The organism is Nocardia sputorum (assembly GCF_027924405.1).
GTDB lineage: Bacteria > Actinomycetota > Actinomycetes > Mycobacteriales > Mycobacteriaceae > Nocardia > Nocardia sputorum.
Genome location: NZ_AP026978.1, coordinates 6581566 through 6607638 on the forward strand (window position 1 = coordinate 6581566; position 26073 = coordinate 6607638).

Genomic DNA, 26073 nt, shown 5'->3' on the forward strand with positions numbered 1-26073 from the left:
ACCGGGCCTGCCATACTGTCCGCGAGCAGGCGGCTTTCGAGAATCGCGGATGCACCCGGACATCGTCCGGTCCGCTCCTTGACCGCCGCTCTAGGTGGAGGCCTCGGCGCCGTGCGAGCTTTCGTCCGCCGCCCGAACACGAGGTGGGCCAGTCCCGAGGGGTGACCGGCCATTCGTGCCCGGCGGCGCTCGGAGGGGAGTGCCGCCGGCGGAGGCTCTCCCCAACGTCACAACGCCCCCGCGCGGCGGCGAGATCGCCTCAGTAGCAGGTCAACGGCGTCAACGGATCCGCGGCGCGGGGGGTAAGCGCCGCATAGGCGGACGCGATGGCCTTGACCGCCAAACGCAATTCGGGCTCCCGGTGGGTGAACGGCAGCCGGAGGAACCGCTCGAACGCGCCCTGCACGCCGAATCGAGGCCCGGCCGCGAGCAATACGCCGTGGTTGGGCGCCGTGGCGGCCAGCGCCGTGGAAACCGAGGTCGGCAGCTGCGCCCACACCGACATGCCCCCCGCGCCGACGGTGACGCGCCAGTCCGGCAGTTCTTCGGCGAGCGTGTCCAGCAGAGCGGCGCGCTGCGAACGCAACTGGTCCCGGCGGCGGTCGAGGATCGTCTCGGCGTGCTCGAGCAGGTGCACGGTGGCCAGCTGGTCCATCACCGGGGTGCCCAGGTCGACGGTGGAGCGGATGCCGAGCAGCTTGGTGATCAGCGCCTGATTGGTCCGGATCCAGCCTACGCGCAGACCGCCCCAGAACGATTTCGAGGCCGAGCCGATGGTGACGATCTCGGAGCCCTTGGCGAAGGCCGCGACCGGCGGCGGTGTGCGGTCCGCGTCGAGCCCGAGATCCGCCATGGATTCGTCGATCACGACGGTCATCCTGGTGTCCCGCGCGATGGCGGCCAGTTCGGCTCGGCCGTCGGCGTCGAGCAGCAGGCCGGTCGGATTGTTGTAGTCCGGCACCAGGTAGGCCAAGCTGGCCGCGGTCTGCCGGGCGGCGCTGCGGATTCCGTCCAGATCCCAGCCGCCCGCCGGGTCCTCCGGGCGCAGCGGCACCGGCACCGGCCGGGCGCCGACGTCGCGAATCGCCTCGATGGCGTTCGGATAGGTCGGGTGGTCGATGAGCACGCGAGCGGCGGGCGCCGTGAGCACGTTCAGCAGCAGCCGCAGGCCGTGCTGGGCGCCGAGGGTGACGAGGATCTGATCGGGCTCGGTGGGCAGCCCGCGCGCGGTGTAGCGGCGGGCGATCGCCTCGCGCAGCGCCAGCACGCCGACCGGGTCCATGCCGTGCGTGCCGAGGTAGGCCGGAATTCCCTCCAGGGCCGCCGAATACGCGTCCTGCATCTCCAGTGGGGCGGCCATGGCGGCATAGGTCATGTCGATGGTGGGCAGCTCCGGCGAGCCCATCATCGCCAGGATGCTCCTGGCCGGTTTGACGCCGTCGTGCTGCACGTCGCGGGGCAGGGCCACCGTGCTGCGCGATCCCTGGCGGCTGATCAGGTAGCCGTGCTCGCGCAGCAGCGCGTAGGTGGAGGTGATGGTGGTGCGGCTGACTCCGAGGGTGGCGGCGAGATCACGCTCGCTGGGCAAGGCGACGCCCAGCGGTGCGCGACCGTCGTGAATCAGCAGCCGGATGCCCTCGGCGAGCGCCAGGTATGCCGGGCGGGCGGAGCGCCGCCCCACCGAATCCGGATCACCGTCGTGCGCGTGCCGCCAATGGCCCAGATCGCGGGCCAGACTGCCCGCGCCGATCACTCTTGTCGCCATGCGGTCCAGTATCGACCGATTGGATATTTCTTGGCAAGGCCAGTGACGCGCACGCTGGCAGACATGACCGCCCTCGCCACCCTGCTCCTGGTCGCCGTGTTCGGCTACCTGATCCACCGCTTCGCGCCCGGACGCGACGAGCGCGCCTTCCGTCTCGAACGCTTCCACCCGGGCACGCCGATGTCCGACCAGACGCCGTCGTACTACGATCACCAGCGGCGATACTCGGATCTGGTCGCGATCCACAGCCGTGGCGACGTGCCGGACCCGGATTCGCACGGCAGCGCGAAGTCCACGGGAGCCAGGTCGGAGTCACTCGCGTCCACGCACGGAGAACCGTTCCGGAAAGCCACGGCTCCCGAACCAGGCCAGTGTGGCGGCAGCCCGAATCCGGCCAGGTGACCTCTGGTGGTCCACCACGGCGAAGCCTTGCGCCACCGGCTCACACCTCCGTCCATCGAAGGCCACTTTCGCGAAACTGGACTGGCCGTTGCGAATTTGTCGGTCCCCCGGTGCAGACTTGGCTCATGAGTGACGCCACGAGCCTCGCTGCCGATCGCCCGGCGATCGAGGCCACCGGTCCGGTGACGGATCCCGTGGTCTCCGGCTCTCCCGCACTGTCCGGCCCGGTCGCGGCGACGCTGTTCGACACCGCGATCGGCTGCTGCGCGATCGCGTGGAGCGGCGCAGGGGTGATCCGATTCCAGCTCCCGGAGGCGAGCCCGGCGGCCACCCGAGCGCGCATCACGCGCGCTCGCGCGGGCGAGAAACTCCCCGAGGAGCCGCCCACCGACGCCATCGCCGAGGCCATCGCGGGCATCCGCGCCCATCTCGCGGGGGAACTCGACGACCTGCGCTGGATCGCCGTGGACACCAGCGGGATCCCGGAGTTCCACCGCGCCGTCTACACCGTCACGCGTGCCATCGATCCCGGCCACACCCTCAGCTACGGCGCGGTCGCCCACCGCGTGGGCGCACCCGGCGCCGCCCAGGCGGTCGGACAGGCTCTGGGCCGCAACCCGATCCCGCTGATCATCCCGTGCCATCGCGTACTCGCCGCCGACCACGCCTTGCACGGCTTCTCCGCCCCCGGCGGCATCGACACCAAGCAGCGCCTGCTGGCCATCGAGCGCACCCCTGGATTCGGCGAGCCCACCTTGTTCTGAGCATCACCGACCGTGCAGGTCAGGTCCTGGAGTGTGGATACGCCAACGGTCCGATGGCGTCGCCACTTGGTGATCGCCGACGGCAAGGGCGACGCGCTACTCCGGAACGAGCCCGCGCCACCGCCGCAGTACGTCCCGACGCCGTGTTCGGGGGTTCCCCGGCTCAGCCTCAACCCGCATACCGGGCTGCTCGCCCCCTTTCGCCGGTTGATTCCGTACCAGCGCCGAGCAGTCCGCCGGTAGTGCGCGGCTCAGCTCAAGGGGTGCGCGCGGAAGAATTCACACGCGTCCCCGGTGATGTAACCGTCCTGACAGCCGAAGTAGGTCTGGATGCAGGCGTTCGTCGAGCAGCCGAGTTCGATGAGCTTCTGCCGGATCCGGGCGTTGCGCTCCTGGGGCGTCTCCGTCTTCGGCGAGACGGTCGCCGAGGGACGCGCCGAACTGGTGACCGGTCGCGGCTGCCCGTCCGAGCATCCGGCGGCCAGGACCATTCCGGCTGCCAGCGCGCAGATCACCGCGGCCGAACGCACGGTCATCCCCCGGTCTCGCCGCGCATCAGCGCTCCGAGCGACTCGCGATCGGTGACGTCCATCTTGATGCAGGCCCGGTAGAGGTGTCCCTCCACGGTGCGCACCGAGACCGTGAGCCGGTCGGCGATCTGCCGGTTGGACAGGCCGGCGGCGACGAGGTTCGCGATCTCGCGTTCCCGCGCGGTCAACGGCAGCGGTTGCGCGGCCTGCCGCAGCGCCGGGGTGCTCGCTCCGCCGCAGGCGGCGGCGAGCCGGTTGGCCGTGGCGGCGGACTCCAGCAAGCGGCGCCGATCCCCGCTCCGCTCGTGTGCCGACGCGGCCTGCGCCGCGGCGTCGGCGGCCGACAGCAGCACCCCGAGGCGCTCGAATTCGGCTGCGGCCGCGTCCAGCCCGGGTCCGTCGTGGGCGACGAGCGCCACCGCGTGCCGCGCTTGCGCCTGCACCAGCCGCCCTTCCACCCGGTCGGCCAGCTCCGCCAGTCGCCCCGAGACGGAGTGGTCGCCGAAGCGGGCCGCGGTGTGCAGTGCCATGGCCTCGATCGCGTGCTGATGTGAGCGTGCGGCCGCGTCGGCGGCGCCGACCGCGATCCGGATGGCGGGGGTCACGGTTCCTTCGGCGGCGGCCAGCCAGGCGCGGGCCACTTCCAGCTGCGGTTCGTACACCGCGCTGTGCCTGCCACCCCGCGCGGTGGCGTGCGCGATCGACTCGGCGGCCTCCGCGGCGCGGCCGAGTGCCGAATACGCTTCCGCCAAGCGGATTCTCGCGGGGAACATCCAGGCGGCCGCGCCCTCCGCGGCCAGTGCGGCCAGCGCCTGTTCCAGATTCTCGATGCCGTCCAGGAACCGGCCCTGCGCCACGTCGACCGTGCCCTGCAAGATCTTCGACATGCCCCAGGCCAGATACTGGCCCGGCGAGGAGTAGCCGACGAATGCCCCGGCGCAGCGCCGGGCGGCCTCCAGCTCGCCGGCGAAGGTCAGGGCGAGCACCTCGGCGTGCGTGGACATGAAGCGGTTGAGCCCGTCGATGTGACTTTCCACCTCGTGCCCGCGCGCCGCGTACTGCCTGGCCGCCGCGCTCTTGCCCAGCAACGCCGACGCCAGGCTGCCGCCGAACGCCGCCCACCACACCGCCCACGGCGGTGCGCCGTCAGCGGACATCACCGCCTCCGCCTCGGCGATCGCGTCATCGACCCGGTTCTCGTTGACCAGGCTCGCGGAGGCCAGACCGGTGAAGATGGCCGCGATCTTCGGATGCCGCACCTTCCCGCGCACCAGCTTCAAGACCTCGTCGGCGCGATCGGCGTCACCCATGGCCCACAACAGGTTCGCCACCCGGGTGCTGCCCCAGCGCGCCAGCTGCACCTCGTCGAGCTGGTCGGGATCGAAGCTGGCCAGGGTGCGCTCGGCCTCGATCCGATGCCCCTGCCACAGCAGCGCGCGCGCCAGCAGGTCGGCGGCCTCCACGCCGCCGCGCCGCTCCACCGCGGCGCGGGCGAAACGCTCGCCCAGCGGCAGATTCGCCAATCCGATCGCGTCGGCCGCGGCCGCCTCGAACAATTCCAGATCCGCGGATTTGTCGCTGTCGAGCGCCAATTCGGCCAGCCGGATGCGGTCGGCGGCCGAATTTATCCGACGCTCCTTCAGCGACGAATACAATCTGCCGCGCAGCCGCCGCGCCGAGGCGATGCCCAGCCTGCGCCGGATCACCTCACCGAACAACGGGTGGTTGTATCGCACGATCAGATCCCGGGAATTCTCCACGACCCGGATCACACCGCGCGTTTCGGCGGCTTCCACCGCGTCCTCGCCCGCCAATTCGGCCAGGACATCGAGATCGATGGGCTCACAGAAGGTCAGCAGTTCCAGCACCCGCAGCACCGGCTCGGGCAGCTGCTCGACCCGATCCTCCAGGAGCGCGGCCAGCTCCGAGGTCACCGCCGCGCGCCCGCGCAGCTGCCACACGCCGTTGACCTGGCGCAGCGTGCCCGCCTCCAATGCGCCCTCGACCAGATGCCGCAGGAAAAGCGCGTTCCCGGCGGAGGACTCCCACATCAGATTGGCGGTGAACCCCTCTAGCTGCCCACCGAGCATGGACTCCACCAGCTCCACACTCTGGCGCTGGGTGAACGGACGCAGGTCGATCCGGGTCAGGTGGCCGTCTTTCCACAGTGAGGTGACCGCGTCCGGCACCGGGACTCCGCTGCGCACGGTCACCACGATGTGCGCGGCTTTATCGATCGCCAGCTGCAGCAGCAGCGTGGCGGAGAGCTGGTCGAGCAGATGCGCGTCGTCCACGCCGATCACCGTGTCCCCGTCGGCGAGCAACGCCTCGCGCGCCGCCGACATGAAGGTGACCGGATCGTGCGCCGTATAGACGCCGACCATGTGCGCGAAAACCCCCAGGGGAATACTGCGCGCCGACTCGGTGCCCGCCACCCATCGGACGTTGCCGCCGATCGCGGAGGTGGCATGCCGCGCCAGGGTGGTCTTACCGACCCCCGCGTCGCCGGTCAGCACCACGCCGACGTGCTCCGGACCGGTCAGCGCCGCACGGATCGCCTCGAATTCGCTCTCGCGCTCGATCATCGGCCAGTTCCGAGCCATGCTCTAACTGTAGTTCTTCACCGATCATGATCGAAGCCGAGCGAGCACGATAGATGTGCCGAATTTTCGGTGATATTGCCGAATTTTCGCTGGCACACGCGGAATACGAACAGGTTCTAGCCGAGTACGTCGTGCCGGACGATGGTCTGATCACGCCCCGGACCCACGCCGATGCAGGAAATACGGGCGCCGGAGAGCTCCTCCAAACGCAACACGTACGCCTGCGCGTTGGCGGGCAGTTCCTCGAAGGTGCGCGCGCCGGAGATGTCTTCCCACCAACCGGGCATTTGCTCGAAAATGGGCTTCGCGTGATGGAATTCGGTTTGTGTGGTCGGCATCTGCTCGACCCGCTCGCCGTCGACCTCGTAGGCGACGCAGATCGGCACCGTCTCCAGACTGGATAGAACGTCCAGTTTGGTGAGGAAGTAGTCGGTGATGCCGTTGACCCGGGTCGCGTAGCGGGCGATCACGGCGTCGAACCAGCCGCAGCGGCGGGCGCGCCCGGTGGTGACGCCGACCTCGCCGCCGGTCTTGGCCAGGTAGGCGCCGAACTCGTCGAACAGCTCGGTCGGGAACGGGCCGGAGCCGACCCGGGTGGTGTAGCACTTCAGGATGCCGAGCACCGTGTTGATCCGGTTCGGACCGATGCCCGCGCCCACCGCCGCGCCGCCCGAGGTCGGGTTCGACGACGTGACGTACGGATAGGTGCCGTGGTCGACGTCCAGCAGCGTGCCCTGCGAGCCCTCCAGCAGCACCGTCTCACCGCGCTCGAGCGCCAGGTTCAGCTTCAGCCGGGTGTCGGCGATCCGGTGCTTGAAGCTGTCGGCCTGGGTGAGGACCTCGTCGACCACCTGCTGCGGGTCCAGCGCGCGGCGGTTGTAGATCTTGACCAGCACCTGGTTCTTGAACTCCAGCGCCGCCTCGACCTTCTGGGTGAGGATCTTCTCGTCCAGCACGTCCGCGACGCGCACGCCGACGCGGGCGACCTTGTCCTGGTAGCACGGCCCGATGCCCCGGCCCGTGGTGCCGATCTTCTTGTTGCCGAGGAAGCGCTCGGTGACCTTATCGATGGCCACGTGGTACGGCATGATCAGGTGCGCGTCGGCGGAGAGCAACAGGCCGGTGGTGTCGACGCCGCGCTCCTCCAGCCCCGCCAGCTCGGCGAGCAGCACGCCGGGATCCACGACGACGCCGTTGCCGATGACGTTCGTCACGCCGGGGGTCAGGATGCCGGAGGGGATCAGGTGCAACGCGAAATTGTCACCGTTGGGCAACACGACGGTGTGACCCGCGTTGTTGCCACCTTGGTAACGGACCACCCAGTTCACCCGACCGCCGAGCAGATCGGTTGCTTTGCCCTTCCCCTCGTCGCCCCACTGGGCGCCGATCAGGACGATTGCCGGCATGGTCGTGTCTCCTACGGTTCGACAGGCAACACTGGTGTGTTGCAGCTACCTGCCGTACTGAGGCGGTGGCCGGAAGCACAGTCTAGCCGACCCGTCCGGAGCGGCATCGCAGCGGATCTCGTCGTAGGCTCGACAACCGTGTGGTCGCGGCCGGGCAGGGCTATGGTTGCACGGCACGCCGAGCGGCAGCCCGGTGTGCACGGACGAGCCGCAGCGGGGTTCGGCCGCGATGGCGAGGGGCCCGACGGTGTCGGCTCGAACCGAGGAGGGTGTACGGCAGCTTGAGTACCCATGTTCTCCGCTGCGACGGCGCACCCGTACCCATCGCGCTCGCGGCACTGCCGACCACCCAGACGGCCGCCGTCCCCGATCCCGCCGTGATCGACGAGCTGCTTCCCGTGCTGGCCGCCGACAGCCTGCCCCGGCTGATCGTGCTGGGTGTGGACGTGGCGCTGGCCGCGGTGCTCACCCATCTGATGCGCACCGAACGCCTGCACGTGGAGATCGGCTACGTGCCGGTCGAGCGGACCTACGCGTCGCGCGCCTACCAGACCGGCACCGGCAACGCCGCCGCCAAGCGCGCGATCGAGGGCCGCGCCGTGGAGACGCCGCTGGTGCGCGACGACACCGGCAAGGTGCTCGCGGGGCGCGCGGTGATCACCGGCGTCGGCGGCGAGAAGCTGGATGGCGAGGCGTACGTCGACGACACCCTGCTGTTCTCCGGGCAGGTGACGGCCATGCTCGTCTCGCCGTGCCTGGAACCGCCCGGCGTGCGGGCGAGCGTGCGCAAAGGCTTCCGCAAGCGGCGCTGGCTGGAGGGACGAGCGGCGCAGCTCGGCACACCCGGCGCGATCGTCACCCGGGACGGCGTCCAGGCCGATCGGCCGGTGCCGCGCTCGAGCTTCTACCGCCATCACGAACCGTGGCTGCTCGTGCGATGAGCGTTCCGATCCATCGCAGGTCGCGCGCGGTGCGGCCGAGCCCGGTGTTCCTGCTCGTGATCGCCCTGACCGCGGTGGGCGGCGCGCTGGCCTGGGACGCACCGCTGGACTCGGCCAGGGCCAAGGCCGGGGTGTTCGTCTTCGTGGTGGCGGGCTGGGTGGTGTCGCTGTGCCTGCACGAGTTCGCGCACGCCTACACGGCGTGGCGCGCGGGCGATCGCGAGGTCGAGTTGCGCGGTTACCTGACGCTCAACCCGCTGAAGTACAGCCACCCCCTGCTGTCGATCGTGTTGCCGATGGTGTTCATCGCGCTCGGCGGCATCGGCCTACCGGGCGGGGCGGTCTACGTGCACACGCACAATGTCGCGCCGCGTACGCAGCGGATCATCAGCGGCGCCGGGCCCGCCGTGAACGCGCTGTGCGCGGTGCTACTTCTGGTGACCGTTCGTGTCCTGGGCAGCTCCAGCGCTCATCCCGCCTTCTGGTTCGGCGTGAGCTTCCTTGCCTTCCTGCAGATCACCGCGGCGCTGCTGAACCTGATCCCGCTGCCGGGACTGGACGGCTACGGCATCGTCGAGCCGTCCCTGAGCTACCAGACCAGACGCTCGCTGGATCAGTTCAAGCCGTTCGGCATGCTGATCCTGTTCGCGCTGCTGTTCACTCCCGCCATCAACGAAGTGTTCTTCGACGCGGTGTACGCGCTGTTCGAACTGTCCGGCGTGCCGTCGAGCTGGTCGCGCTACGGCGGCTATCTGACTCGATTCTGGACCTGACCCGCGGCTGCGGCCGATGACATGGATGGCGCGGGGCCGCCCGGCCGGGTTCGCCGGACGGCCCCGCTTCTTCGCCCGCTTCCGATCCGCCCTCCCCTCGGCCATCACACCCCTTGGCCGAGGGTCCTTTTCGTCCACGTGCGAAGCGGTCGACCGCGATACCCCGCGACTCGCGGTCACATGGCAAAGCTATGGCGGGAGACCGCGCGGAACGCGAGTAGCGGACTACCCGAAGATCGAACTTTCCGCGCACCGCGCCGGGCGCGGACCACGTGCCCGGCACGAATGTCCGATTACCGCTGAGTAGTTCGGGTTCAGACCTGGGGCTGCACGTAGGGGTTCTTGACCGTCGGCGGCAGCAGGGCAATCGCCGAGATACGTTGCACCCCGCACACCTGCATCAGGTCTACCAGCGTCGAACGCACCTGCGCGAAGACGACGTGCGCCGAAAGCCCCGCTCCGGCTACCAGTTCCGGGCGCGCGCCCTTGGCGACCGAGCGCAGTACGCGCGCCGCCTCGGCCTGGTCGGGCTGCTCGCCCGGGTCGGCCAGCATCATCCGGCGCACCACGTCCACGGCTTGGCCCAGCCGCTCCACCTCGTCGATCAAACCGGGATCGAGGATCTCGTCGTCGCGCACCAGAGTCAGCGAGCGCCGCAACAGGACTCGGGTGTTGCGGATGGCGTTGTCCAGTGGGTCGGCCGTCGCCCTGATGCGTTCGAGGCGGGGACGGGAGTTCCAGTACAGCGGCGAGATCCGGCTGATCTCGCGGCCACCCTCCAGCGTGGCGCGCAAGGAGTCGATCTGCGGCTGGGTGGCGCGCATCGCGGTGAGCGCGTGGTGCAGCTTCTCCGGATCCTGCTCGAGCAGTCCGTCGGCGCACTCGGTGATCGATTTCCCCATCACGCCGAGAATGTCCGCGGCCAGCGACCGCGCCCTGCGCACCGGATGGAGCGGAATCGCGGCGACCACGACCACGCCGACCAGGCCACCCACCAAGGCGTCGATCATGCGGGAGAGCCCGCCGCCCGCCGAGGGCGGCAGCAACGTCGCGACCAGCACGGCGGAACCGGCCGCCTGCACGGTGATGACCGAACCGCCGTCCAGGAACACCGCCGCGGCCATGGCGACCGCGACCACCAGCGCGATCTGCCACACGCCGGTGCCCGCGCGGGAGATGAACAGATCGCCGATGCCGATGCCCACCGCGACCCCGACCACCAGTTCCACCGAGCGACGCAGCCGCGCGCCGAAGGAGATGCCCATCGACACGACGGCGGCCGTCGGCGCGAAGAACGGCAGCGCGTGACCGATGACGTGATGCGCGAGGAACCAGGCCAGCGCGGCGCCGACCGAACACTGGATGATCGGCAGCGCTGAGCGGCGCAGCCGCGCCCACGAGGTGCGCAACCTCGCCATGCTGTTCGCGCGGGTCACGCTGATCCGGGACATCGGGTCGAACGCACCCCTCACCCGGACGCCGTCTCTCATCGAATCGCTACGCGGTGCACCGATCACTACGACTCAGTCGAGGCCGAGCTCCGCGGCCGCCCGGGGGTCGCAGTCTTCCAGCAGGTCGAGGCAGCGGGCGTACTCGTCGGTCTCGCCGATCGCCTTGGCGGCGCGGGCCAGCGCGCCGACGCTGCGCAGGAAGCCGCGATTGGGCTCGTGGCTCCACGGCACGGGACCGAAGCCCTTCCAGCCGTTGCGGCGCAGCAGGTCGAGGCCGCGGTGGTAGCCGGTGCGGGCGAACGCGTACGCGGCGAGGACGTCGTGGTTGATCGCCTCGTCCTGGGCTTCGCCGCGGGTCAGCGCCGCCTCGGCGAGGTACGCCCAGGCGATCGAGGCGGCGGGGTGCTCCGCCGCGACCCGCACCGGATCGACGTTGCCGAGGAGCGCGTCCTCGGCGTCGGAGATTTCGGGCAGCAGTACCGGCTGCGGGCCGAGCAGGTCACCGAACGAGGTCATGCGGTTCATTCTGCACCGCACGACGGTTTGCCCGACAGGCGGCTTCGCTCGTGCTCCGTCCCTCCGCCGTCCGTCGCACGAGCGGCTCGGCGTCCATTCCGATGGACGTGGACTGATGCCGGACTTCGCCGGGCGGCGACCATTAGGCTGGCCGTCGAGTTCAAACAGTTCCGCTTTGACGAGGGGTGTGCGTGTCCGACCCGAACGACGAGAAGAATCCGGCGCCCGACAGCGCCGAACCGGCCGACGCCGCCCGGGCCGACGCACGCCCCGGCGCTGCCACGGAACGCATCCCGGCCCCCGGCAAGGACGGCCCGGCGGCGTCTGCCGCGCCCACCGAACGCATCGCCAAAGCGCAGCGGCCGAATGCCGCGCCCTCGGGTACCGGCGATTCCGCCTCGGGTGCGGACGCGTCGGCGGCGAGCCCGAAGGCGGAGGCGGGCACACGCGGTCCGGCCCCCGCCGCTCCGCGAGCCGAAGGTGCGAGACCAGCGCCCGCCAACTCGGGCAACGGTCCGGCCTCGTCCGAAGACACCGGCGCACCGGCGAATACGGCGGGTGCGAAACCGGCGAACGGCCCCGGGAGCACGACGAACTCACCCGCCTCCACACCGGCAGCAGGCACCGCCAAGAGCGCCGGCTCCGCGCAGCCCGCGCCACAGTCCGGCGGGAAGCCCGCGACCCCGGACAACCGCACAAGCCCCGCGGCCCGGCCTGCCCCCGCGAACCCTCCGGCAGGCACCGCGAAGAGCGCGACCTCCACGCAACCCTCGCCGCGGCCCGGCGCGAACCCCGCGACCCCGGACAACCGCACAAGCCCCGCAGGCGGGCCTGCCCCCTCGAACCCTCCGGCAGGCACCGCGAAGAGCGCGACCTCCACGCAGCCCGGCGCGAACCCCGCGACCCCGGACAACCGCAGGAGCCCCGCAGGCGGGCCTCCTGCCGCCAACCATCCGGCCGCCGGGACCGCCGCTGGTTCGGTCGCGCCCGATAGCACGAACGTCAGGGGCACGCCCTCCTCCGGCCCCGGCGCGATGGCTCCGTCGCCGAGTTCTGCGCCGAAGCCCGCGGGCGACGCACCCAGCTCGGCGCCCGGTGGCACCGGTAGTCCGCACGCTCCCGCTTCCGCCCAGCGCCAAGCCGCGCGATCCGAAGGCAGCAACACCACGCCGCCGCCCGCCGGTTCAGCCGCGACGAGCGCGCCCGGTGCCAAGGGCACGGGGCCTTCCGGACCGGCAGGTCCCGGCCGGGCGAACCCTCCGGCGGGTAAGACAGACGAAGCGTCGCGTTCCGGCGCGGGCGCGTCCGAACCGAACCGGGCCCCGAACGCCGACGCGGAGACCGCCGAGATCGGCCGCAAATCCGCGCCGACGCAGCCGGAGACCGGCGCATCGAAGCCCGGTTCCGCACCGAACCAGCCGGGCGAAGCGCGCACCGTGGTGATCAAACGGGATCAGATGCCGTCCGGTGCGGGGCGCGGATCCGCGCCGGGCGGGGCCCCTGCCAGCGGGTCCGCTCCGAAAGACGCTACGCCGCAATCGACTCCGCCCGGGCAGGGCAAGGCGGCGCCGGAGTCCGGCACCAAAGCGGGCCCGGCGGCCGCGAAGAAGGCGGCGCCGGGCGCGTCAGGTGACGCCACCGCACCCGGGGAGCCCACCGGCTCGGAGTCGCGGAACGCGGCTGTCCCGCCGGTCGGTGAATCCGCGACCGTCGTGATCCGCAAGCCTCAGCCCCCGGCCGGACCGGCGGCTCCCGCGCCGGAGAAGACCGGCGAATCCGGCGATCAGCAGAATCCGCCCGGTTCGGAAGACGTGACGATGGCGATGCCGATCGTCAGCCGGGACGACGCCAAGACCATCGCGCTCCCCGTCCAGCGCCCCGCCGACGGCGGCAGGCCGGGGACCGATCGTGTGGTCCCGCCCGCGGCGGGGCAGGTTCCGATCACCAAGCCGCCGAGTACGCCCCGTCCGGCGACCGGTCCGAAGCAGCCCGGCCCGCACGGCCCCTCCGCGCCGCCGCAACACGGACCGGGAGTCGAGGAGACCCGCCCGTCACCGCCGCGTCCCCAAGGCAGGCCGCGCCAGGTGGCGACCGCGCCGTCGCCCGCGGACGTCCAGCAGACGGTGCCCGCGCAGTCGATGGCAGGTCCGCGCGCGCCGCAGACCCGGCCCGTCGCCCCGCCGCAGCGGATCCCTCCGGCCCCGCAACCGGGCGTCGGGGCGTCCGCCACCGGCCCGGCTCGACCCGATCGACGGCTGCTCGTGCTGGGCGCGGCGGGCGCGCTGGTGCTCGCACTGGTCGCGGTGGTCGTGGCGCTCGTCACGATGTCCGGCGACGACTCCCCCGAAGCGCAGGTGCGCAGCGCGATCACCAGCTACACCGACGCGCTGAAGGCCGGCGACCTGGACGCCCTGCGGTCCACCACGTGCGGTCCGCTGCACGACTTCTACCAGGGCATCCCGAGCGACCAGTTCGCCGGTGTGCACAAGCAGTCGGTGGAGCGCAAGACCATCCCGGTGGTGGACAGCATCGACGCCATCCGCATCACCGAGGACACCGCCATCGCGCAAGCCACGGTCTACACCGACGCCGATCCGGCGAAGCGGTCCGCACGCACCTTCGACCTGCAGCGCACCGACGACGGATGGAAGGTCTGCGACCCGCCCGGCAGCACCCAGTAACCTCCCAGCCGCGCGATAGCCGATGAACATCGATGCCGGTCGCGCCCGTCACACATACCTGGTCAATGGTCCGGATCGGCAGTAGCATGGCCCGGATCATGAGCAGGGAGCAGACGATGGCGCGGCCGGATATCGATGTCGTTCCGGCGACGCAGGCCGGACAGCGATTCCGGGTGCGGGACCATTACGAAGTCGGCAGGGAGAAAGTGCGGGAGTTCGCCCGCGCGGTCCAGAACCACCACGCGGCACACCAGCGCGAGGCCGACGCACGCGCGCTCGGGTATCCCGGGATCATCGCGCCGCCGACCTTCGCCTCGGTGATCGGGATGACCGCGACCAGGGCGCTGCTGGACTCGGTGCTCATCCAGTACGACCTGTCCCAATTCCTGCAAACCGATCAGGTCTTCGAGATCTACCGGCCGATCCTGGCCGGTGACCGGATACGCAGCGAGATAGTCATCGAGTCGATCCGCCAGTTCGGGGACAACGACTTCATCGTGGTGCGCTTCTCGCTGAGCAACCAGCACGGCGAGGTCGCCATCGTCGGGTCGACCACGATCGTCGCGCGCCGCGGCGCCGAGGCCGACGCCTCCCTGAGCGACGTGGTGGACAACATCATGATGCACGGGCGCCCGCTGGAACCCGCGTCGGCCGCCGACCTGGCGCACAACGAGGCGCTGGTGCCACTCGGCGTCAGCCCGCTGGTCGAGCCGGACGCCCATGAGATGGCGACCGTGCACACCGCGCCCGCGTTCGACGACCTCACTCCCGGCGATCGGCTTCCCGACGGCGCCTTCCGGCTGACCCGTGGCGACCTGGCGAACTACGCGGGCGTGTCCGGGGACGCCAACCCGATCCACTTCAGCGACCACGCCGCGCAGCTGGCCGGGCTGCCCACGGTGGTCGCGCACGGCATGCTGACCATGGGCTTGGCCGGTGGCTACCTCACCGCGTGGCTGGGCGATCCGACCGCCATCCAGAAGTTCAGCGTGCGGTTCTCCGGCTTCGTCCCGGTCGCCGCCGACACGGCGAGCACGGTCGAATTCTCCGGGCGGGTCAAGTCGCTGGACCCGAGCGCGCGCACCGCGACCATCCTGCTCGGCGGCACCTCCGAAGGGCGGAAGTTGTTCGGCCGCGCGGTGGCCGAGGTCCGGCTGCGCTAGCGTCCGCGGGTCACTCCCCGATCACCGAGTGCATCAGGTAGACGTTGTAGTCGCTCCAGGTCGAGAGGGTGAAGTAGAAGTCCGTCCCGGACGACCACGGGTGGATGAACCCGCCGTACAGCTCCGGATAGCTCAACGCCGACACCGTCGGCGTGCTCTCCGACCACACCCCCTGCGGTGTGTCCGATTCCCGGACGACGATGGCGGCCTTCGTCGTGTCCAGATAGCTCATCTGCCAGACGCCACGGGCGACGTCGTAGCGGACGGACAGTTCACCGGCGGGACCGTCCACGATCGGTGTGGCGGAGCCGAATCCTCCGACGGGAGTCCACACGCCGTCGCGCCAGTACTGGTAGGCGGTGGTGTTGAGCAGCTGGTCCTCCGGCACGCGGGCCAGACCGACCGCGCCGAGCCGGGTGTTGGGCGTACCGAACATGTAGACGTAGCCGCCGTGCGGAACCATCGCGCTGACTTGGAAATTCGCCAGACCGAAGATGTTGTCCCAGCGCGCGTGCGGATCTTTCGTCCAGGTCTGGCCGTGGTCGTCGGAGTAGGCGATGCCGCCGTAGTTGGTGAAGAACGTGCCGGGCAGGCTGTTCCAGGTCCGAATGGACATGTAGCTCAGATACTGCCGCTCGCCGAGCGCGAAACCCGAGGTGGGAATGGTGGTGACCTCGACGTTGTCCAGCTTGCGGCTGGAGAGCACCTCGGCGGCGTGGCAACGGTCGTCGGTGACCATCCGGTCGAAGGTCACGCCGTCGGCGAGATCGCGATCGGTGCTGAAGGCCAGCACGTTGCTTCGCCAATCCAGCCCCATGCCACCGGGCGGATGGAAGCCGCGCCCCACGGTGTCACCGAACGCGGTCGCGATCTCGCCCGGTGCGCTCTCCCACATGATGCCGAGGTCGGTGCCGTCCACCTGCCACCGTTTGTCGGTGCGGTTCACCGAGTTCGCGCCGGTCAGCTTCGCCACCTCGCGGGCGGGGCCCAGCCGCGGCGCGGGCCGGGCCGGTGACTGCGCCGCGGGTTCGACCGGTGGCCGCACCGGTGCGGGCGGCGGCGGCACCTGGCCGGGGTCCGGGCCGGGGCCGGGTATCGCGAAGTGGAACGGCTTGGGATTCAGCAGGATTTCCGGGATTCCGAGCTGAGTGGCGAGACTCGGTGGCGCGCCGGGCAGATCGGTGAGATCCGGGCAGGGGTTGACGCAGGGGTCCGGCGGTAGCTCCATCCGCGTGCGCGTCGGGGTGGGTTCGGGCGCGTTCGCCGGGAGCACGGTGACCACCGGATAGGGAATCGGCACCTCCAGCGTTTTCGGCACCAGCGGCTCGTGGGTCGCCACCGGGTCGGTCGCGCACGGCCCCACTCCCGGGACAGTCGCGGCGGTTTCAGGCGCGGCCGCGGCGTGCCCGTCGGCGTAGACGAGCATTCCCGCGCCGATCACCAACGCACCGACGGCGGCCGACATTCGCATCGCCATAGCAAACCCCTCGGAATCCATCGCGGACACGAACCTTGCGGACACGAACCAGCGGAACGACCCTACCGCGTTCGACTTTCGGAGACCGTCAGACCGACACGCCAAACGCTGTTGCGCGGGCAGCCGGGTTACGCCCCGCATCTGGACCGGGACAATGACGGCGTCGCCTGCGAGTGAATCGCACCGGCGCACCGGCGGATCCCGGAGCAGGATGGAAGGCGTGACCAACTCAGTTCTCCGCGCCGCGCCCGCGATCGGGGCGGCGTTGCTGGCGGCCGGAGCGAGCGCGCTCCTGCCGCAGGCGGCGTCCGCCCTGCCCGCTCCGGCCGTCGCGATCGCCGGACCGCACGAAGACCATCCGATCCCGCACAATCGATCCGGCCCGAAGGGCGACGCCGAGCGACCCGAGGAACCCACCGAACGATCGCCCAGGATCTACACCGATTGCGATCAGGTGCGGGCGGAGGGCGCCGGGCCGCTGTACCGCGGGCAGCCCGGCTTCAACGCGCAGCTGGACCGCGACGGCAACGGAATCGCCTGCGACTAGCGCAGCGCCTGGAAGACCAGGATCGTCCCGCCGATCCGGATCTGATCGCCGTCGGCCAGCAGCGCGCCGCTGTCGATCGCCTCGTCGTTGACGTAGACGCCGTTGGCCGAATGCAGGTCCTTGATCAGCAGACCGGCGCGGCTCGGCATGATGTGCGCGTGGTAGCGGCTGGCCCGCGGGTCCTCCAGGACCAAGTCGTTGTCGGTCATCCGGCCGATGCGCAGGCCGCCCTGGGCGATCGCCACCACGCGACCGTCCGGCATCCGCAGTTGTCCGCTGCGCACCGCGCGCGGCACCTCGGTGACCGTCTCGGTCATCGCCGCGGCCAGCCGTTCGACCTGCCGGAGTTCGACCGTGCTCAGCGGCTCCTGCCGCAGCACGCGCTGCTCCAAGTCGATCAGTGCCGGTCCCGGGTCGATGCCGAGTTCGTCGGCGAGCACCCCGCGCACCTTCCGGCACGCCTCCAGCGCGTCCGCCTGACGTCCGGACAGGTACAAGGCGGTGATCAGCTGACCCCACAGCGGTTCGCGCAGCGGGTGCTCGTTGGTCATCGCGACCAGCTCGCCGATCACCGAAGACGCCCGCCCACAGGCGATCTCGGCGTCGATCCGAGCCGAGGCGGCCAACAGCCGCTCCTCGTCCATCGCGGTGGCGAAGCCGTCGGCGAACTGCAGACCGGCCAGGTCGGCCAGCGCCCGGCCGCTCCATTCGCGCAGCGCGGAGCCGAACAGCTGCGCCGCCCCGGCGTGATCGCCCGACGCGGCCGCGCGGGCGCCCGCCTCCCGCGCCGCCTCGAAACGACCCAGATCGCAGGCGGTCTCGTCGATCTCCAACCGATAGCCCGACGATTCGGTGCGCAGCACCGTCGCCGGGTCCACTCCGGAATTCCGCAGCGCCTTACGAATATTCGAGACGAAAACCTGCAGGCTGGCGGCATAGGAGTCGGGTGGATCCTCGTTCCACACCAGATCGGCGAGCGCGGCCGAGGACACCGCACGCCGCCGATTCACCGTGAGCGCGGCGAGCAGAGCTCGCGGTTTGGGCCCGCCGACCGCCACCGGTTCACCACCGACGAGCAGTCGCACGGGCCCGAGCACGCGCACATCCAGACTCATGTGCACTCGGCCCCTGACGGGTGTATCAGGGTCAGGCGCTGATCGAGCGTCCGGCGGAGTGCAGGTCGTTGCACGCCTCGACCACGCGCGCCGCCATCGACGCCTCCGCCTTCTTCAGGTAGCTGCGCGGGTCGTAGGTCTTCTTGTTGCCGACTTCGCCGTCGATCTTCAGCACGCCGTCGTAGTTGGCGAACATGTGCCCGGCGACCGGCCGCGTGAACGCGTACTGGGTGTCGGTGTCGACGTTCATCTTCACCACGCCGAAGCGCAGCGAGTCCTCGATCTCGGACTTCAGCGAGCCGGAACCGCCGTGGAAGACGAAGTCGAACGGCTGCGCGTCGGCGCCGAGACCGAGCTTGGCCGCCGCGACGCGCTGGCCCTCGGCGAGCACCTCGGGCTTGAGCACGACGTTGCCCGGCTTGTACACGCCGTGCACGTTGCCGAAGGTCGCCGCGAGCAGGTACTTGCCGTTCTCGCCCGCGCCGAGCGCGTCGATGGTCTTCTCGAAGTCCTCCGGCGAGGTGTAGAGCTTCTCGTTGATCTCGGCCTCGACACCGTCCTCCTCACCACCGACGACACCGATCTCGACCTCGAGAATGATGTTCGCGGCGTGCGTGGCCTTCAGCAGTTCCTTGGCGATCTCGAGGTTCTCGTCGATCGGAATCGCGGAGCCGTCCCACATGTGCGACTGGAACAGCGGGTTCTGGCCGGCGTTGACCCGCTCCTGGGAGATCGCCAGCAGCGGCCGCACGAAGGTGTCCAGCTTGTCCTTCGGGCAGTGGTCGGTGTGCAGCGCGATGGTCACGTCGTACTTGGCCGCGACCACGTGCGCGAACTCGGCCAGCGCCACCGCGCCGGTGACCATGTCCTTCACGCCCTGGCCGGAGCCGAACTCCGCGCCGCCGGTCGAGAACTGGATGATGCCGTCGCTGCCCGCGTCCGCGAAGCCCTTGATGGCCGCGTTGATCGTCTCCGACGACGTGCAGTTGATGGCCGGGAAGGCGAAGGAATTGGCTTTGGCCCGACCGAGCATCTCGGCGTAGACCTCCGGAGTCGCGATGGGCACAGTAAGACCTCCGTGTTGTGCGGCAAAGACCTATTTTGTCAGCCTTCACCCTAAGGCAGCGGTGTTTCGCCTGGTATGCAGGGAGGGAGTGCGCGGAGTTGACCCACCGGTAATTTTGCGCACAGCACGAGCATTCTCCGGTGGAGCCGGTACTGTGGGGCCGGTAATTTGCGCTGGCAGCTTCCGACGCGGTGGCAAGCGATGCAGGCCAGCCGTATCGGGACAGGAGGCCACGTGATTCTGCAGGCAGCGACAGAATCGGTGACGAGCAACCTCGCGCTGACCGAGTTGCTCGATCCGATGCACCTGCTCACGGAGACGTGGCTGAAGAACGCGGTGCTGCCGGCCATCCTGGTCATCGTCTTCATCGAGACCGGCCTGTTGTTCCCGATCCTGCCCGGCGACTCGCTGCTGTTCACCGGCGGACTGCTCGCCGCGCAGCCGAATCCGCCGGTGTCGATCTGGGTGCTGGTGCCCGCTACCGTCCTCGTCGCGTTCGCCGGCGACCAGTGTGCCTATTGGATCGGACGGGCGATCGGTCCCGCGCTGTTCCACAAAGAGGACACCCGGTTCTTCAAGAAGCATTACGTCACGCAGACCCACGAATTCTTCGAGAAGCACGGGCCGAAGACGATCGTCCTGGCCCGATTCGTGCCGATCGTGCGCACCTTCATGCCGGTACTGGCCGGTGTCTCGAGGATGGACTACCGCAAGTTCGTCGCGTTCGACATCGTCGGCGCCCTCCTGTGGGGCGGCGGCGTCACGGTGCTCGGCTATTTCCTGGGCAACGTCGCGTTCATCCGGGACCACGTCGAGGCGATCTTCCTGCTCATCGTCTTCGTGTCGATCCTGCCCGGCATCACCGCGGTGGCGAAGAAGCTGCTGAACCGGAAAGCGCCAGAGGACGATGCGGTCGAGGGCGAGCTGACCGCCTCGACCAGCGAGCCCACCCGCTGAAGCCGGTGACGACGGAATCCTCGCCCCTAGCCGTGGGCAGTTTCGATCCGCTGCTGTCGGCGGGCCCGGCGCTCGTCTGGACGGTGGTGCTGACCTTCGTCTTCCTCGAGTGCGCGGTGATCCTCGGGCTGTTCCTGCCCGGCGACTCGATGCTCATCACCGCGGGCATCGTGATGGCGTCGCACGCCTCCGGCGAGGCGCACGTGTGGGCGCTGTCGCTGGGCGCGATGGTCGCGGCCATCGCGGGCAACCAGGCAGGCTACGTCATCGGACGCCGGACCGGGCGGCACCTGGTCGCCCGGAAGAACGGCAGATACATCAACGTCCGCAATTTGCAGCGCGTCGCCGAGCTGCTGCACCGGCACGGATTCGTCGCGGTGCTGATCGCCCGGTGGATCCCGTGGGTGCGCACCCTGTGCCCCACGGTCGCGGGCGCCGCGGGCATGGAGCATCGCAAGTTCACCGTCGCCAGCACCATCGGCGCGATCGTGTGGGCGCCGGTGCTGTTGCTCATCGGGTACTACGCGGGCAACTTCCTGCAGCGCGTGGAATGGCTGATGCCGATCGTGATCGGCACGCTCGTGGTGGGCCTGATCGTCGGGACGGCGCTCGGTGTGCGGCACTACCGGCAGGAAATGTCCCAGCCCGCCGAGGACTTCGCGCTGGAGACGACTCCCGGCGCGGTGCTCGAGCCGGAGGGCTGATCCTCACAACCCCGCGGCGCTGACCTGGTAGGCCGCCTCCATGAGCAGCCAGCCGGACAACTGCACCGACAGGTCGCGTCCCGGCACCTTCGAAGAGGTCACCGAGCCGCCGGAAGTGAAGTAACCGGCTCCCGCGCTGCCGCCGGGCAGCTGCGCCGGCTTGCTCCAGTCGTGCCCGAACAGCGGCTCGCCCTCGACCTGCAGCCGGTTCCCCCACGCCGCCGTGGCGGACGCGGTGACGATCGCGGCGGCCGCGCGGCGGTCGGCGACCTGTTCGGGGTCCTCGCCGGGCAGCATCACCGCGACCAGCGCCAGATACCGGGCCAGGATGCCGTTGAACAGTCCTCCATCGCCGCCACCGCCCCCGGCGACGACGCCGTCGGTGGTCATGTGCTCCTCGATCGCCGCGAGCAGCCGGTGCACGCGCTCGGTGTGCTTCGGATCGCCGGTCTGCACGGCCAGCTCGGCCTCCAAGCCGAGCGCCACACCCTGGCAGTAGGTGAACACCGGACGCTCGATCTCGCCGGAGGGCAGGTGGATGCCGTCCAGGATCAGCCCGGTCTCCGGATCGCGCAGCGTCGCGTCCAACCAGTCGGCCATCTCCTCGGCGCGCTGGACGCGCCCGAGGCGTAGCAGCGCGATCGCGGCGGGACCGTTCGCGGGGGCGTTGAAATAGTCCGAGCCGACGCGCCACGGCAAGCCGCCGCCGACCTGCGGCTGCCAGCCGTCGTGCAGTTGCTTCTCCAGCGCGGCCAGCGCGCTGCGCACATCGGCGCCCTGGGTGCGCTCCGCGCGTTCCAGCGCGATGGCCAGCCACGCCATGTCGTCGTAGTAGCGATTGGTCCAGCCGGTGATGTTGCGGATGCGGTGCGAGCGCGCCAGCGCCGCGATCCGCCTGCGACGCACCGGCGTCGGCGCCCGGTTCGCGGCGTCGGTCGCGCACTCGATGAGATGCGCCTGCCACCAGTAGTGCCATGCGCCGAAGACCCGCTCGCGCCTGGTGGCGGGCCAGCCGACCACGCCGAGTTCGGTCCCCGGCAACGCCCACAGCGCGCGGAGGTGCCGCGAGACGACCGCCGATTCGGCCATGTCGGCCCGTTCCGACCACAGCGTCGGGCGCGCGACGGCGTCCCGGCCCGCCTGCGCCCGGCCGGTCGGCGGACGCGGTGCCGCGGAGCCGTTTTCGGCGTGCTCCACGCTCGGCACCTCGATGTCGTCGCTCCGCGAGGTCATGAGTCAATGGTGCCAGGCCAGAACGGATTTATGCGCCCGATTTGTTACGAAAGCGATGTGCAATCGTGCCGGTGCGCCCCCGGGCCGGAAGATCTCCAGCTCACAGGGCGGAGAGCTGGTCCGGTGATCACCACGCCTGCGTGAGATCGGCGTGTTGCCGGATCCAGGCGTGCATGGCGATCCCCGCGGCCACGCCCGCGTTGATACTGCGGGTGGAACCGAACTGCGCGATCGACACCGTCATCACGGCGGCCTGCTTGGCGTGCTCGGTGACGCCCGGCCCCTCCTGGCCGAACAGCAGCAGGCAGGCGCGCGGCAGGGTGACCGTCTCCAGCGGAATCGAGCCCGGCACGTTGTCGACGGCGACCACGGTGAGCCCGGCGCCCTCGCTGAATGCCAGCAGTTCGCCGATGTCGGCATGGTGCCGGATGTGCTGGTAACGATCGGTCACCATGGCGCCGCGGCGATTCCACCGCCTGCGCCCGACGATGTGCACGGCCGCGGCGGCGAAAGCGTTCGCCGTGCGCACCACGGTGCCGATGTTCGCGTCGTGCCCGAAGTTCTCGATCGCGATGTGGAACGGGTGCCTGCGCCGGTCGATGTCGGCGACGATGGCCTCGCGGCTCCAGTACCGGTAGGCGTCCACCACATTGCGGCGGTCGCCCTGGGCCAGCAGTTCCGGGTCCAGGCGCGGATCGTCCGGCGGCGGCCCGGCGTGCTCGCCGGCCCACGGACCGACGCCGTTCGGGTGCTCGCCCCACTCCGTCGGCCCGGGTAGGTCCTGCTCCGCCGCGTCCGGCACTGGGTGACTCACGCCGACGATGCTAATTCCGGCCGCCGTGCCCGCGACGGGTGGCTCAGTAGCTGGACGAACTCCCCGCGAACGCACCGACCAGCCCGAGCACCAGGAACAACAGCAGGAACACCAGACTCAGGACCATCAGGGCGGTGGCGATGATGCCGCAGATGTAGCCCGCGTTGACGTTGCCCCGGCCGCCGATGGTTCCGCCGGACGCGTCGATCTCGTTGAGCGCCCGCTTGCCCATCACCCAGGCGAAGGGTCCGATGAACTGGCACAGCACGAGGCTCAGGATGCCCAGGATCAGGATCGTGGTGGATTGCGGGTGGTCCGGCGGTCCGTAGGCCCCATAGGCTGGATAGCCGTACGGCGGCTGCTGCGGCGGGTAGCTCATCAGCAGGATCGTAGTGGGTGTGGCGGACTACACCACATTTTCGGCGGACAGCTCCATCGAACCTCGAATCGAGCGCGACCACCATGGATCCCATGACGAAGACACACGCCGAACCGGCCCTGGTGCTCGACCTGCCGCCTGACGCACCCGAATCGGAGGAACACCTGCTGCGCACGGTGCTGCTCGCGCCGGTGCGCGCCCGGTTCTGGAAGGAACTCGTCTACGTCCTGACCGTTTTCGTGATCGGCTGTCTGGCCGTCACCTATCTGTTCTTCGGCTTCGGCGGCGGGCTGTATATCGCGATCACCGTCATCGGCCTGCCGCTACTGGCCCTGGTGCTGCTCGGCGGACGGGTGTGGGGCCGGATCTACCGCGCGCTGGCCAAGGACCTGCTCGGCGTCGCCGTCGCACCGCCTCCGCCGTTCGTGCCCGCGCCCGGGCTGATCGGCTACCTCAAGAGCGCGTTCACCGATCGGGCGAGCTGGCGTGCGGTGGTGTTCCTGCTCGCCCAGGCGGTGCTCGGGGTCGCGGTGGGGTACTTCGTGCTCGTCGCGGTGGCGATAACCATGTTCACCGCACTCTCCCCGATCCCGTGGGCGCTGGTCCACCCGACCAACGTCGACGCGGACGGCGTCGAGCACACGTCGATGGTCCAGTTCGGCGATTTCTACCTCGACAGCTGGCCGAAGGTGCTCGGATTCGCGCTGCTGGGTCTGCTCGGCTGCCTGGCGTTGCCCTGGCTGCTGCGCGCCGTCTGCTGGGTGCACGGGCTGCTCACCATCGCCCTGCTCGGTGCGACCGATCGCGACCGCCGGGTGACCGAACTGCGGGAGAGCAGGCGGACCGCGGTCGAGGACTCCGCGGCGACCTTGCGCAGACTGGAACGCGATCTGCACGACGGCACCCAGGCCAGGCTGGTCACCATCGCGATGGCGCTGGGCCGGGCCGAGGACCGGCTCGCCGCGGGCGGTGACCCCAGCGACCTCATCGCCGACGCGCGCGCGAGCTCGAAGGAGGCGCTGACCGAACTGCGCGAACTGGTGCGCGGAATCCATCCGCCCGCACTGGAATTGGGGCTCGAACCGGCGCTGGAGACGCTGACGGCGCGCTGCTCGGTGCCGGTGGAGCTGCGGGTGCACCTGCCGGAGCGACCGAGCCCGGCCGTCGAGGCGATCGCGTACTTCTCGGTGGCCGAGCTGCTGACCAACGTGGTGCGGCACGCGCGGGCCACCAGCGCGTGGGTCTCCGTCCTGCCGGGCGACGGACGGACCATCGCGGTGACGGTGCGCGACAACGGGATCGGCGGCGTGGTGGCGCCGGTGGACGGCGCGATCGGCGCGGGCAGCGGATTGTCCGGGCTGGCGGCGCGGGCCCGCACCGTGGACGGGACGCTGACCGTGCGGAGCCCGGCCGGCGGACCGACCGTGGTGACCATCGCGCTGCCCTTGGCGGGGTCGCGATGAGCGACGGTCTGCGCATCGTGATCGCCGAGGACAGCGCCATCCTGCGCGACGGGCTGGCCGGGCTGCTCGCCGAACGCGGCCACGAGGTGGTCGCCATGGTCGGCGACGCGACCACCCTCGCCGACGTGGTCGGCACGCACAACCCGGATGTCGCCGTGGTGGACGTGCGGATGCCCCCGAGCTACACCGACGAAGGACTGCTCGCCGCCATCGAATTGCGCCGCAAGTATCCGATGACCGGCGTGCTGGTGTTCTCCCAGTGGGTCGAGACGCGCTACGCCACCGAGTTGCTGGCCGGGGGCGCGAGCGGCGTCGGCTACCTGCTCAAGGACCGGGTCGCCGATGTCGGGGACTTCGTGGACGCGCTGCACCGCGTGGCCACCGGCGGCACCGCGCTCGACCCGGAGGTGGTGAGCCAACTGATGGGCGCCTCGCGTCAGCAGGATTCGCTGGCCCGCCTCACCCCGCGCGAACGCGAGGTGCTCGAACTGATGGCCCAAGGCCTGTCCAACAGCGCCATCGCCGCCACCCTGACCGTGACCGAACGCGCGGTGGAGAAGCACATCGGCAACATCTTCATCAAGCTCGACCTGCCGCCCTCGGACACTCACCACCGCCGTGTGCTGGCGGTATTACGACTCAGGGGCTGAATTCGCGCCCGCCCCGCACGCCGTGTGCAAGACTCCCCAGTGGATCGACACGGAGGGGGCGCTGTGACCATCGGGTGGCCGGATCACCTTCTGACGCTCGCGGAGTGGAACGCGCTACCCGAGGACAACAGTCGCTTCTACGAATTGGCAGAAGGTGTTCTCATCGCGTCGCCGCGGCCGCCGTCGCGGCACCAGCGGGCGGCCTTGCGCCTCTCCATGCAGATCGAGCCACAGCTTCCCTCCGGCTACAGCGTGCTCATGCAGTCGGAAGTGGTGGTCGACGACGGTCGGCCACCGACCGTGCGTGTGCCGGACGTCCTCGTGGGCCCGAGCGCGGATATCGACGCGAACCTACCGCGCTGGAACGCCCGCGACTTGCTGCTCGTGGTCGAGATACTCGCCGATGGCACGCGCCGGACCGATCGACGGACCAAGTTCTTCGAGTACGCCGCGGCCGGTATCGGGCACTACTGGCTCGTCGACCTCGAGCCGCTCAGCCTGACCGCCTATACGTTGATCGACGGCGGCTACGAGTTGTCCGCGAAGACGTCCGGTGCGGTGAACCTGGAACTGGCCGAAACCACTATCACCGTCGATCCTGACGCGCTGACCAGCAGCCGAGCGGCCCGATAGCCCCTACCACCGAGTGGTTCGGGCCTATCCTGGAGGTCTG

26 protein-coding genes are annotated in these 26073 nt (G+C 70.1%); 13 read left to right on the forward strand and 13 right to left on the reverse strand.

Features of this window, described 5'->3' with window-relative positions; all coding sequences use genetic code 11:
• Window positions 1-259 precede the first annotated feature (259 nt).
• Entirely contained in the window at window positions 260-1765 is a 1506-nt protein-coding gene (gene yczR / locus QMG86_RS29720) for a MocR-like transcription factor YczR (protein ID WP_281876106.1), read from the reverse strand.
• Window positions 1766-1828: 63 nt separating this feature from the next.
• Between yczR and QMG86_RS29725 the strand changes: the two genes are divergently transcribed.
• Together QMG86_RS29725 and QMG86_RS29730 are read left to right on the forward strand one after the other, a co-directional pair.
• Complete coding sequence (locus QMG86_RS29725) at window positions 1829-2167, forward strand: hypothetical protein (RefSeq protein ID WP_281876107.1); 339 nt, start codon at window positions 1829-1831, stop codon at window positions 2165-2167.
• Window positions 2168-2292: 125 nt separating this feature from the next.
• Window positions 2293-2931, forward strand: coding sequence for a methylated-DNA--[protein]-cysteine S-methyltransferase (locus QMG86_RS29730; RefSeq protein WP_281876109.1), 639 nt, complete (start codon window positions 2293-2295; stop codon window positions 2929-2931).
• Window positions 2932-3182: 251 nt separating this feature from the next.
• Here QMG86_RS29730 and QMG86_RS29735 read toward each other — a convergent pair whose 3' ends face one another.
• The 3 genes from QMG86_RS29735 to QMG86_RS29745 form a co-directional block, all read right to left on the reverse strand.
• Window positions 3183-3467 (reverse strand): hypothetical protein, encoded by a 285-nt coding sequence (locus QMG86_RS29735; protein WP_281876110.1) that lies wholly within the window; start codon window positions 3465-3467, stop codon window positions 3183-3185.
• Window positions 3464-6064, reverse strand: coding sequence for a helix-turn-helix transcriptional regulator (locus QMG86_RS29740; protein ID WP_281876111.1), 2601 nt, complete (start codon window positions 6062-6064; stop codon window positions 3464-3466). Before QMG86_RS29740 ends, QMG86_RS29735 begins: the two co-directional genes overlap by 4 nt.
• 116 nt (window positions 6065-6180) lie before the next feature.
• Window positions 6181-7470 (reverse strand): adenylosuccinate synthase, encoded by a 1290-nt coding sequence (locus QMG86_RS29745; protein ID WP_159849425.1) that lies wholly within the window; start codon window positions 7468-7470, stop codon window positions 6181-6183.
• A 281-nt stretch (window positions 7471-7751) separates the two neighbouring features.
• Here QMG86_RS29745 and QMG86_RS29750 point away from each other — a divergent pair, with 281 nt between their 5' ends.
• Together QMG86_RS29750 and QMG86_RS29755 are read left to right on the forward strand one after the other, a co-directional pair.
• Complete coding sequence (locus QMG86_RS29750) at window positions 7752-8411, forward strand: hypothetical protein (protein WP_281876112.1); 660 nt, start codon at window positions 7752-7754, stop codon at window positions 8409-8411.
• Window positions 8408-9184: a site-2 protease family protein gene (locus QMG86_RS29755; RefSeq protein WP_281876113.1), complete on the forward strand. Its 777-nt coding sequence runs from the start codon at window positions 8408-8410 to the stop codon at window positions 9182-9184. Before QMG86_RS29750 ends, QMG86_RS29755 begins: the two co-directional genes overlap by 4 nt.
• 314 nt (window positions 9185-9498) lie before the next feature.
• Here QMG86_RS29755 and QMG86_RS29760 read toward each other — a convergent pair whose 3' ends face one another.
• The 3 genes from QMG86_RS29760 to QMG86_RS29770 all read right to left on the reverse strand — a co-directional run bounded on the left by QMG86_RS29760 (window position 9499) and on the right by QMG86_RS29770 (window position 12370).
• Complete coding sequence (locus QMG86_RS29760; protein WP_281876114.1) at window positions 9499-10635, reverse strand: FUSC family protein; 1137 nt, start codon at window positions 10633-10635, stop codon at window positions 9499-9501.
• Window positions 10636-10707: 72 nt separating this feature from the next.
• Entirely contained in the window at window positions 10708-11151 is a 444-nt protein-coding gene (locus QMG86_RS29765; RefSeq protein ID WP_281876115.1) for a DUF3151 domain-containing protein, read from the reverse strand.
• Between the two features lie 160 nt (window positions 11152-11311).
• Window positions 11312-12370: a hypothetical protein gene (locus tag QMG86_RS29770; RefSeq protein ID WP_281876117.1), complete on the reverse strand. Its 1059-nt coding sequence runs from the start codon at window positions 12368-12370 to the stop codon at window positions 11312-11314.
• A 217-nt stretch (window positions 12371-12587) separates the two neighbouring features.
• Here QMG86_RS29770 and QMG86_RS29775 point away from each other — a divergent pair, with 217 nt between their 5' ends.
• Both QMG86_RS29775 and QMG86_RS29780 read left to right on the forward strand, forming a co-directional pair.
• Window positions 12588-13832, forward strand: a complete 1245-nt coding sequence (locus QMG86_RS29775; RefSeq protein WP_281876118.1) for an Rv0361 family membrane protein — start codon at window positions 12588-12590, stop codon at window positions 13830-13832.
• Between the two features lie 98 nt (window positions 13833-13930).
• Window positions 13931-14995, forward strand: a complete 1065-nt coding sequence (locus tag QMG86_RS29780; RefSeq protein WP_281876119.1) for a fused (3R)-hydroxyacyl-ACP dehydratase subunits HadA/HadB — start codon at window positions 13931-13933, stop codon at window positions 14993-14995.
• 10 nt (window positions 14996-15005) lie between these two features.
• Here the strand turns inward: QMG86_RS29780 and QMG86_RS29785 are convergent, their stop codons facing one another.
• Complete coding sequence (locus tag QMG86_RS29785; protein ID WP_281876120.1) at window positions 15006-16472, reverse strand: glycoside hydrolase family 183 protein; 1467 nt, start codon at window positions 16470-16472, stop codon at window positions 15006-15008.
• Between QMG86_RS29785 and QMG86_RS33655 the strand changes: the two genes are divergently transcribed.
• Window positions 16398-16649, forward strand: coding sequence for an excalibur calcium-binding domain-containing protein (locus QMG86_RS33655; RefSeq protein ID WP_350356355.1), 252 nt, complete (start codon window positions 16398-16400; stop codon window positions 16647-16649). The genes QMG86_RS29785 and QMG86_RS33655 overlap by 75 nt on opposite strands.
• A gap of 43 nt (window positions 16650-16692) precedes the next feature.
• Window positions 16693-17019, forward strand: coding sequence for an excalibur calcium-binding domain-containing protein (locus QMG86_RS29790; protein ID WP_281876121.1), 327 nt, complete (start codon window positions 16693-16695; stop codon window positions 17017-17019).
• Here QMG86_RS29790 and QMG86_RS29795 read toward each other — a convergent pair.
• A complete protein-coding gene (locus QMG86_RS29795) occupies window positions 17016-18134 on the reverse strand; it encodes a BTAD domain-containing putative transcriptional regulator (protein WP_281876122.1) in 1119 nt (372 codons plus the stop codon). The two genes, QMG86_RS29790 and QMG86_RS29795, sit on opposite strands and share 4 nt — an antisense overlap.
• Before the next feature lie 31 nt (window positions 18135-18165).
• The gene (fbaA, locus tag QMG86_RS29800) at window positions 18166-19200 is read right to left on the reverse strand and encodes a class II fructose-bisphosphate aldolase (protein ID WP_281876123.1); all 1035 of its coding nucleotides are present in this window, start codon (window positions 19198-19200) and stop codon (window positions 18166-18168) included.
• A gap of 300 nt (window positions 19201-19500) precedes the next feature.
• Between fbaA and QMG86_RS29805 the strand changes: the two genes are divergently transcribed.
• Window positions 19501-20157, forward strand: a complete 657-nt coding sequence (locus QMG86_RS29805; RefSeq protein WP_281881189.1) for a DedA family protein — start codon at window positions 19501-19503, stop codon at window positions 20155-20157.
• 5 nt (window positions 20158-20162) lie between these two features.
• Window positions 20163-20861, forward strand: coding sequence for a DedA family protein (locus tag QMG86_RS29810; protein WP_281876125.1), 699 nt, complete (start codon window positions 20163-20165; stop codon window positions 20859-20861).
• A 3-nt stretch (window positions 20862-20864) separates the two neighbouring features.
• On the opposite strand, the gene QMG86_RS29815 is transcribed toward QMG86_RS29810, so the two are convergent.
• From QMG86_RS29815 to QMG86_RS29825, 3 genes are all read right to left on the reverse strand, one after another.
• A complete protein-coding gene (locus QMG86_RS29815; protein ID WP_281881190.1) occupies window positions 20865-21950 on the reverse strand; it encodes a glycoside hydrolase family 76 protein in 1086 nt (361 codons plus the stop codon).
• 271 nt (window positions 21951-22221) lie between these two features.
• Window positions 22222-22908, reverse strand: coding sequence for a TrmH family RNA methyltransferase (locus QMG86_RS29820; RefSeq protein WP_281876126.1), 687 nt, complete (start codon window positions 22906-22908; stop codon window positions 22222-22224).
• 43 nt (window positions 22909-22951) lie between these two features.
• Entirely contained in the window at window positions 22952-23287 is a 336-nt protein-coding gene (locus QMG86_RS29825) for a DUF4190 domain-containing protein (protein WP_159849448.1), read from the reverse strand.
• A gap of 92 nt (window positions 23288-23379) precedes the next feature.
• Here QMG86_RS29825 and QMG86_RS29830 point away from each other — a divergent pair, with 92 nt between their 5' ends.
• From QMG86_RS29830 to QMG86_RS29840, 3 genes are all read left to right on the forward strand, one after another.
• Window positions 23380-24750, forward strand: coding sequence for a sensor histidine kinase (locus QMG86_RS29830; RefSeq protein WP_281876129.1), 1371 nt, complete (start codon window positions 23380-23382; stop codon window positions 24748-24750).
• Window positions 24747-25400, forward strand: coding sequence for a LuxR C-terminal-related transcriptional regulator (locus tag QMG86_RS29835; protein WP_281876130.1), 654 nt, complete (start codon window positions 24747-24749; stop codon window positions 25398-25400). The genes QMG86_RS29830 and QMG86_RS29835 overlap by 4 nt, the downstream gene beginning before the upstream one ends.
• Window positions 25401-25463: 63 nt before the next feature.
• Window positions 25464-26033: a Uma2 family endonuclease gene (locus QMG86_RS29840; RefSeq protein WP_281876131.1), complete on the forward strand. Its 570-nt coding sequence runs from the start codon at window positions 25464-25466 to the stop codon at window positions 26031-26033.
• The last annotated feature ends 40 nt before the right edge of the window (window positions 26034-26073 follow it).